This is a genomic window from Elstera sp. (assembly GCF_044372965.1).
Classification (GTDB): domain Bacteria; phylum Pseudomonadota; class Alphaproteobacteria; order Elsterales; family Elsteraceae; genus Elstera.
The window spans coordinates 1-8,703 of the sequence record NZ_JBILQX010000154.1; the positions used below are offsets into that span (position 1 = coordinate 1).

9 protein-coding genes and 1 pseudogene are annotated in these 8,703 nt (G+C 59.6%); 7 read left to right on the top strand and 3 right to left on the bottom strand.

What is annotated here, in order from left to right:
* From prpE to ACIQ36_RS15720, 3 genes and pseudogenes are all read left to right on the top strand, one after another.
* Positions 1-767, top strand: a pseudogene (prpE, locus tag ACIQ36_RS15710) (propionyl-CoA synthetase); the annotation flags it as partial.
* Positions 768-782: 15 nt separating this feature from the next.
* The gene (locus ACIQ36_RS15715) at positions 783-1,580 is read left to right on the top strand and encodes an SDR family NAD(P)-dependent oxidoreductase (RefSeq protein WP_395831014.1); all 798 of its coding nucleotides are present in this window, start codon (positions 783-785) and stop codon (positions 1,578-1,580) included.
* Between the two features lie 146 nt (positions 1,581-1,726).
* A complete protein-coding gene (locus ACIQ36_RS15720) occupies positions 1,727-2,158 on the top strand; it encodes a hypothetical protein (RefSeq protein WP_395831016.1) in 432 nt (143 codons plus the stop codon).
* A 3-nt stretch (positions 2,159-2,161) separates the two neighbouring features.
* Here the strand turns inward: ACIQ36_RS15720 and ACIQ36_RS15725 are convergent, their stop codons facing one another.
* The 3 genes from ACIQ36_RS15725 to ACIQ36_RS15735 are packed head-to-tail and all read right to left on the bottom strand — an operon-like array spanning position 2,162 to position 5,190.
* Positions 2,162-2,470 (bottom strand): P-II family nitrogen regulator, encoded by a 309-nt coding sequence (locus ACIQ36_RS15725; RefSeq protein WP_395831018.1) that lies wholly within the window; start codon positions 2,468-2,470, stop codon positions 2,162-2,164.
* Positions 2,471-2,473: 3 nt separating this feature from the next.
* Positions 2,474-3,466 carry a sodium-dependent bicarbonate transport family permease gene (locus ACIQ36_RS15730; protein WP_395831020.1) on the bottom strand — a complete coding sequence of 331 codons (993 nt, stop codon included), beginning with the start codon at positions 3,464-3,466 and terminating at the stop codon, positions 2,474-2,476.
* 11 nt (positions 3,467-3,477) lie between these two features.
* Positions 3,478-5,190 carry a methyl-accepting chemotaxis protein gene (locus ACIQ36_RS15735; protein WP_395831021.1) on the bottom strand — a complete coding sequence of 571 codons (1,713 nt, stop codon included), beginning with the start codon at positions 5,188-5,190 and terminating at the stop codon, positions 3,478-3,480.
* Positions 5,191-5,593: 403 nt separating this feature from the next.
* Here ACIQ36_RS15735 and rpsL point away from each other — a divergent pair, with 403 nt between their 5' ends.
* From rpsL to ACIQ36_RS15755, 4 genes are all read left to right on the top strand, one after another.
* Complete coding sequence (rpsL, locus tag ACIQ36_RS15740) at positions 5,594-5,965, top strand: 30S ribosomal protein S12 (RefSeq protein WP_045776240.1); 372 nt, start codon at positions 5,594-5,596, stop codon at positions 5,963-5,965.
* 12 nt (positions 5,966-5,977) lie between these two features.
* Complete coding sequence (rpsG, locus tag ACIQ36_RS15745) at positions 5,978-6,448, top strand: 30S ribosomal protein S7 (RefSeq protein ID WP_395831023.1); 471 nt, start codon at positions 5,978-5,980, stop codon at positions 6,446-6,448.
* 32 nt (positions 6,449-6,480) lie between these two features.
* Complete coding sequence (gene fusA / locus ACIQ36_RS15750) at positions 6,481-8,556, top strand: elongation factor G (RefSeq protein WP_395831025.1); 2,076 nt, start codon at positions 6,481-6,483, stop codon at positions 8,554-8,556.
* A 22-nt stretch (positions 8,557-8,578) separates the two neighbouring features.
* A partial coding sequence (locus tag ACIQ36_RS15755) for a GTP-binding protein (RefSeq protein WP_246664458.1) occupies positions 8,579-8,703 on the top strand: 125 nt, incomplete at its 3' end.

Consider the following 8,703-nt stretch of genomic DNA (forward strand, 5'->3'; position numbering starts at 1 on the left):
TGCCCGTCGTCGATCATTGGTGGCAGACCGAAACCGGCTGGCCGGTGGCGGCGAATTGCTTAGGCCTGGAAGCGCTGCCGATCAAATCCGGCTCCCCCACCAAAGCCGTTCCTGGTTGGAAGGTGGGGGTTCTGAACGCCGAGGGCCAGCCGATTGCCCCCGGCGAGATCGGCATTCTGGCGATCAAACTGCCCTTGCCTCCCGGCGCGCTGCCCACTCTGTGGGAGAATGACGCCGGTTTCCGCAAATCCTACCTGGTCGATTATCCCGGCTATTATAAGACCGGCGACGCAGGCTTTATCGATGAGGATGGCTATATCTTCGTCATGAGCCGGATCGACGATATTATCAATGTCGCAGGCCATCGGCTTTCCACGGGTGGGATGGAAGAGGTTCTGGCGGGGCATCCTGATGTCGCCGAATGCGCCGTGATCGGCGTGGCCGACGATCTCAAAGGGCAAGTGCCGCTCGGGCTACTGGTGCTGAAATCGGGGGTCACGCGCCCGGCATCTGAAATCGAGAAAGAGGCCGTTGCCCTGGTCCGTGACAAAATTGGCCCCGTCGCGGCCTTCAAGACTGCGCTGGTCGTCTCGCGCCTGCCCAAAACCCGCTCGGGTAAAATTTTGCGCGGCACGATTCAGAAAATCGCCGATAGCCAAGAGTATAAAATGCCGGCGACGATTGACGATCCCACCAGTCTGGAGGATATCACCGAGCGGCTTCGGCTGGCAGGCTATGCCGTGCCGGGCGCCGCCGCTTCGACTTAACCCGAAGGATTGGTCATGCAGCTCCAAAATCGCGTCGCGCTGGTAACGGGGGCGGCCTCGGGGATCGGCCTTGCGATTGCCGCCGCCTTCATCGCCGAGGGCGCCAAGGTGCTGCTGGCCGACGTCGAGACCACCAAGGGGGAAGCCGCCGCGGCCGATTTGGGCGCGGCGGCGGCCTTTATCCGCTGCGATGTGGGCGATAAAGCCGCCGTCACGGCGGCGGTGGCCGAGGCGGTTCAGCGCTTCGGGCGGCTGGACTGTCTGGTCAATAACGCCGGGATCATCCATACAGCGGATTTCCTCGACCTTGCGGAAGCGGATTTCGACCGGGTCTTGCGGGTCAATCTCAAGGGTGCCTTCCTCGGCGCGCAGGCCGCAGCCCGGCAGATGGTGGCCCAGAATGCTGCCGATACCGCCGCAGGCCAGCCGGTGCGGGGCGGGACGATCATCAACCTCAGTTCCGTTAATGGCATTATGGCGATCCCCAACCAGACGCCCTACAATGTCTCCAAGGGCGGGGTCGATCAGCTCACGCGCAATACGGCGCTCGCCCTCGCGCCCCACAAGATCCGCGTCAACGGCATCGGGCCGGGGAGCATCCTTACCGATATGCTGAAGGTGGTGATGGATAATGACGACGCCCGCGCCCGCATTCTGTCGCGCACGCCACTAGGGCGCTGCGGCGAGGTTACGGAAATCGCCAGCATCGCCGTTTTCCTGGCGGGAGCGGCCTCAAGCTACATCACCGGACAAACGATCTATGCCGATGGCGGGCGGATGGCGTTGAACTACACGGTGCCCGCGCAGGCTTAGTCGGCGGGGACGGCTCGTAGGGCGCGGATCAGCTATTACGAGCCTCTCCGCTTAAAAATTTTAACCAACCCGCGACTATACCCGCTAGGGCTGAGACAGGGTTTCCGTTATAACGACACCTTGAAGCAGAAGGCTTGAGGGTGTGCATGTCTGACAATCCGGTTGATCCCCACAAGACAAAAATTTATGAGGTTTTTAGAGATCAGATTTTCGGTGAAGATTTACTGATCAATCGCCGCGTATACATAACGATTGTATCTCAAATTTTATTTATTGCTTTATGGATGTATGCGGGTGCCCATCCCGACCTTTACCCAGAGGGTAATATTCGGCTGTTTATCGCCATCGCCCAGGCGATTGCTGCGATGCTCGCCTTCATCGCCATCGTGTCGGGCTTCTTGGAGGTGCGTCAGAGCAAGCGCCGTTATAAGAAGAACTATGTTGCAGGGCAGGAGGCGGCTTACACGCCGCTCATTGTCACCCCTTCGCGCATTCACACTCTTTCGCATGTGACGGCGGTGGCCACGCCGATTGTGTTTTTACTCCTTAGCCTGTTTTTCGTTTATCGAAGCCTGTGACGCTCAGAAGTGACCCGGACGTAAAACCTGAACGTCCGATAGGGTCACAATACCGAAACCATCACCCAAAATGCGCTGGCTACCGACCAAAATGGTTTCGGCAATGGCGTCGGTGGTTATGACCATGACCAGCGCATTGCCGTTTTCCCTCAGCGCTTCCCGCCCGCGCTCCCCATGGTGCCCGCGCCCCAGAATATCCCGAATAACGGTATAGCCCGTCGCCCCGCTGGCATCGATCATCGTCAGCATGGCCGGGAGGTAGGCGTTTTCGACGATCAGTTCGATCTTCTTACGCGGATAGGTTTGCACCATCGGTTAGCCCCCTACGGCCCAGCGGGCGGCGGCATAATAGAGCGGCACGCCCAGTACGATATTGAAGGGAAAGGTCACGGCGAGTGACAGCGTCATATAAATCGCAGGATCGGCTTTCGGCACGGCAAGACGCATAGCGGCGGGGACGGCGATATAGGAGGCCGAGGCGCAGAGCAGCATCAACAACGTCACCCCGCCCAGCGATAGCCCGAGGATCAACCCAGCGCCCAAACCGGCGGAGGCCGAGACCAGCGGCATGATTAAGCCAAAGCCGATGAGGCCGAGAGTGAGGCGCTTCAGCGCCGCCCCGCGCCGGGCGACCGTTAGGCCGATATCGAGCAAGAAAAGGCACAGTGCGCCTTTGAACAAATCGCTAAAGAAGGGCTTCACCTCAGCTTCGCCGCGCGCGCCGGTGGCCCAGCCGATCAAAAGCCCGCCGACGAGCAACATTACCGAGCCATTGAACAGCACTTCTCGCAGCAAATGATCCCGATGCGCTCCGCCTGGTCCCGCCTCGCCCACCTTCGCCTGCGTGCCGCGATGGGCAAGATAAATGCCGGTGACGATGGCGGGGGTTTCCATGATCGCCACCATCGCCACCACATACCCTTCAAAACCAACGGCCTGCTGCGCCAGGAAGGTTTGTGCCGACGCGAAGGTGACAATGCTGATCGAGCCGTAATGGGCCGCAATGGCGGCTGCCGTCGGCTGATCGAGCTTTAAGAGGCTGCGCAGGGCGGCATAGGCGGGAAGGGGCAGGGTGAGGCTCAGAAGGGCCGCTACCAGCAGGGCGGGGGCTGCCGACCACCCCGCACCGCTTGCCGCGAGACTCCAGCCCCCCTTGAGGCCAATCGCCAGCATCAAATAGAGCGAAAAGCCTTTTGCAATGGGGGCCGGAACCTCAAGATCAGATTTGACCGCCCCCGCGACCAATCCCAGCACGAAGCACAGAATGATGGGGGAGAGAAGGTTCGCAAGAGCGGCGTCTAAGATCATAATTGTCCCGGTTAAGCGGCCTCGTCATCGTGCTGACGTATATAGGTGATGAAGTCGCGCACGTCCGCCCCCAATTTTTCCGCCGGGGTTAGCAGCCCTTCGGCGGCCCACAGCACTTCAATCGCCCCCGAGCACGATTTGATGGTGCCGAAGGTGACAGTGCCGATGGCATCGGTGACGCGGCTCATTTCGGTGGCGACGCCTTGAACGTTCCGGGTGATTTCGCCGGTCGTGGCCTCTTGTTCCTCCACGGCGGCGGCGACGATGGTGGCGATTTCGCTGACCTCGGCGATGGTTTTACGGATGCGGGTCATCCCATCCATCGCGCCCGTGGTTTCCTCACGGATACGGGCGATGCGCTGGGCGATATCCTCGGTCGCGCGTCCGGTTTGGGCGGCGAGATTCTTGACCTCGCCCGCAACCACGGCAAAGCCCTTCCCGGCATCTCCGGCGCGGGCGGCTTCGATAGTGGCGTTCAGCGCGAGCAGATTGGTTTGCGCCGCGATCTGATTGATGAGATCCACCACTTGCCCGATTTCAATCGCTGCATCGGCAAGGCGCTTCACCTGTTCGGAGGCGTGATCGACGTCGGTCACGGCTTGGCGGGTGCAGCTTACCGAGCGGGTCATATTCTCGCCGATCTCGGCCACCGATTTGGAGAGTTCCTCAACGGCGGCGGAAACGGTTTCGGCCCGCTCCAAGGTGGCGTCGGCAGCGCCCGCCACTTCAAGCGTGCTGGTCGAGCCGGTTTCTTGGCGCTCGGCGGTATGTTCGGCCATCTGGCAGATTTCACCCGCCGAGGCGATGACCATATCGACCACGCCAATTACCGATTTTTCGAAGGTGCTGGCGAGCGTATCCATCCGGTCTTGCAGGGCCCGGCGGCTTAGGCGTTTACCTTCGGCCTGTTGCTGTTCGAGTGTTAACTTATCGACGGCATTCTGTTTGAAGACGGTGAGGGCTTTGGCAATCGCGCCAACCTCATCCGGCCGGTCGGCTCCCACCACATCGGTGCTGAGGTTTCCGGCGGCGATTTCCTGCATCGCTTCCGTAATGCGATTGAGCGACCGGCTGGTGCGTCGGGCGATGGTGAGGGCCACCAGGCCCGAGAGGATCACCGCCCCGGCGAGCAGGCCAAGGAAGCGGTTGGAGCCTTCGGTTCGCTTTTGCTCAAGGGCCGAAACCGTCAACGCTATCGTGGCTTCCCGCTCCTGAATCGCGGTTTCGAGCAAGGAGACGACGAAGCCATTCTGCTGTTCGGCATCGATCATCGCCGAATCAAGGCCAAGGCCACTATTCTGGATCGTTCGGATGATGCTTTCGGCGATCTCGGTATAGGCCTTTTGTTCCTTGCGAATGGTCTCGATCTGCGCCTGCGCCTCGGCAGAAAGCCCTTTCAACGCCGCCAGCCGGTCGAAGACCTCTGAAACGCCTTTCAGCTTTTCACTATATTCGCTGCTAATCTGGCTCAGCATGCTCTCCGGCATGTTCGCCATTTTAAAGGAAACCAGCCTGAACAAGGCCGCGTGACTCTGCTGCACCACGGTTCCGGCCTGTGCGTAGGCCCGGCTCACGCCAATCGCTTCAACCACCTGTTCGGTCGCGACCTCATCGTCCTTCACAAACGAGAGAAACACCCCGGCCATAGCGGCCATAAAGAGTGTGGCCAAAATTGGCGCGATCAATAGTTTGGTGAGCAGGCTCCAACGATCCAACCACTTCATCCCCCACACCTCGCATACAGTATAAATGCCCAAAATCAGCCTACGCGCTTACAGATGTAACGAAAAGGTCATCCCGCATTCGCACCAGCGCAATCGCACTGGGGCGAATGCGCTTTGCCTTTCCGGTTCCGTGGGCGCTGCTCGCCCGCACAGGGCGGCTATGTGCGATTTTTCGGCGGCTTTGTGACTCTTTTGCTTGACGAGGGGCGGAGTGCTGCCTATTTTGCGCGCTCCCAAAGGTTTCCGGGCAGTGGCTCAGGGGCGTTTGGGAAAAGGTTTCATAGTGTTAAGCCGGATGACAGTCTTGCTTGACCCGATCAGATGAAGCTGAAGCGAGGCGATGGGGAAACCCGCCGCGTCTCGTTTTCGTGCTGATTTTGGGGATCGCTTAGGAAGGGCTCTGATGCCAACCATCAACCAGTTGATCCGTGCGCCGCGGCAAGCTCCGCGGACGCGCAACAAGGTTCCCGCGCTGGAAGCCTGCCCGCAGAAGCGTGGCGTGTGCACGCGCGTGTACACCACGACGCCGAAAAAGCCGAACTCGGCTCTTCGTAAGGTTGCCCGCGTGCGCCTCACGAACGGTTTCGAAGTGACGAGCTATATTCCGGGTGAAGGGCATAACCTTCAAGAACACTCCGTCGTGCTCATTCGCGGCGGCCGTGTGAAGGATTTGCCGGGGGTGCGTTATCACATCATCCGCGGCACGCTCGACACGCAGGGCGTCAAAGATCGTCGCCAACGTCGTTCGAAGTACGGCGCGAAGCGTCCGAAGTAAGAGGGGTAGGGTATGTCTCGTCGTAGAGCCGCGGAACGCCGCGAAGTCCTGCCGGATGCAAAATTCGGCGACATCGTGCTGACCAAGTTCATGAACTGTCTGATGTATGACGGTAAGAAGTCGTCGGCAGAAGCCATCGTTTACGGTGCGCTGGATAAGGCTGAAAGCCGCGCGAAGGCCGAAGGCCTGAACGTTTTCCACGAAGCGCTGGGCAATGTCCGTCCGCTGGTGGAAGTCCGTTCGCGTCGCGTCGGCGGTGCCACGTATCAGGTGCCGGTCGAAGTCCGCACGGATCGCGCGCAAGCGTTGGCCATCCGTTGGATCATCGACTCGGCCCGCAAGCGGTCGGAAACCACGATGGTTGACCGTCTGTCTGGCGAGTTGCTGGATGCGGCCAATAATCGCGGTTCTGCCGTGAAGAAGCGCGAAGATACGCACCGGATGGCGGAAGCCAACCGCGCCTTCTCGCACTATCGCTGGTAGTCAACGGTCGCCCCACGCGAAGGACCTGAATTATGTCTCGCACCACCCCGATCGAACAGTATCGTAACATCGGCATCATGGCCCACATTGATGCCGGGAAGACGACGACTACCGAACGCATCCTGTATTACACCGGGAAGTCCTACAAAATCGGCGAAGTGCATGAAGGCACCGCGACGATGGACTGGATGGAGCAGGAGCAGGAACGCGGCATCACGATTACGTCGGCCGCGACGACCTGTTTCTGGAAAGATCATCGCATCAACATCATTGATACGCCGGGCCACGTCGACTTCACGATTGAAGTCGAACGCTCTCTGCGCGTTCTCGATGGTGCCTGCGCGGTGTTCGATTCGGTGGCCGGTGTCGAGCCGCAGTCCGAAACCGTGTGGCGTCAGGCCGACAAGTATAATGTGCCGCGCATTTGCTTCGTGAATAAGATGGACCGTATCGGTGCCAACTTCTTCCGTTGCGTCGACATGATGGTGGATCGCCTCGGCACGCGTCCGATGGTGATGCAGCTTCCGATCGGCTCCGAAGCTGACTTCGTCGGCATGGTCGATCTGGTCAAGATGCAAGCGATCATCTGGAAAGATGAATCGCTGGGCGCTGAGTTCCACTACACCGACATTCCGGCAGACCTTGCCGACCAAGCCGCCGAATACCGCGCGAAGCTGGTCGAAATGGCCGTCGAAATGGATGATGCGCTGATGGAAACCTACCTCGACGGCGTTGAGCCGACCGAGGAGCAACTGAATGCGTGCATCCGTGCAGGTGTGGTGAAGTCGGCGTTCGTGCCGGTGTTCCTCGGCTCGGCCTTCAAGAACAAGGGCGTTCAGCCCCTGCTTGATGCGGTTGTTGCCTATCTGCCGTCGCCGCTGGACGTGGATGCCATCGTCGGTCGTAAGGTCGATTCGGACGAAGAAGAGCCCCGCGAAACCTCGGACGAAGCGCCGATGTCGGGCCTTGCCTTCAAGATCATGAACGATCCGTTCGTCGGCTCGCTCACCTTCGTGCGCCTCTATTCGGGCGTCATGGAAGGCGGCTCTTACATCCTCAATACGGTGAAGGGCAAGCGCGAGCGCATCGGTCGCATGCTGCAGATGCACGCCAATAGCCGTGAAGACATTAAGGAAGCCCGCGCGGGCGATATCGTGGCCTTGGCCGGTCTGAAAGACACGACCACGGGCGATACGCTCTGCGATCCGAATGCGCCGATCATTCTTGAGCGCATGGAATTCCCCGAGCCCGTCATCGAAATCGCCGTCGAGCCGAAGTCGAAGGCCGATCAGGAAAAGATGTCGGAAGCGCTTCAGCGCCTCGCGAAGGAAGATCCGTCGTTCCGCGTGTCGGTCGATCACGAAAGCGGTCAGACGATCATTAAAGGGATGGGCGAACTCCATCTCGAAATCATCGTTGATCGCATGAAGCGCGAATTCAAAGTGGATGCCAACATCGGCGCTCCGCAGGTCGCGTACCGTGAAACGATCTCCAAGAAAGCGGAGATCGACTATACCCATAAGAAGCAGTCGGGTGGCTCGGGTCAGTACGCGCGCATTAAGCTCGTGTTCGAACCGCAAGAGCCGGGCCAAGGCTTCACGTTCGAGAACAAGATCGTCGGCGGTTCCGTGCCGAAGGAATATGTTCCGGGCGTGGTTAAGGGGATCGAAGGCTCGATGGATACCGGCGTTATCGCTGGCTTCCCGGTCATCGACTTCAAGGTTCAGTTGATCGACGGTGCCTACCATGACGTTGACTCGTCGGTTCTGGCCTTCGAAATCGCCTCGCGTGCGGCCTTCAAGGAAGGTCTGCAGAAGGCCGGTCCGAAGCTGCTCGAACCGATCATGGCGGTCGAAGTGGTGACGCCGGAAGATTATATGGGCGACGTTATCGGCGATCTGAACAGCCGTCGTGGTCAGGTGAATGGTATGGATAGCCGCGGGAATGCCCGTGTCGTCTCTGCCATGGTGCCGCTGGCCAATATGTTCGGCTACGTGAACACTCTGCGCTCGATGAGCCAGGGTCGCGCCCAGTACACCATGCAGTTCCATCACTACGAACAGGTTCCCCAGGCGGTTGCGGACGAAGTCCGCGCCAAAATGGCGTGATCCGTTAGCAAGGATATCGATTATGGCGAAGGCTAAATTTGAGCGGAACAAGCCGCATTGCAACATTGGCACGATTGGTCACGTTGACCATGGGAAGACCTCGCTGACGGCCGCGATCACGAAGATTTTGGCGGAATCGGGCGGGGC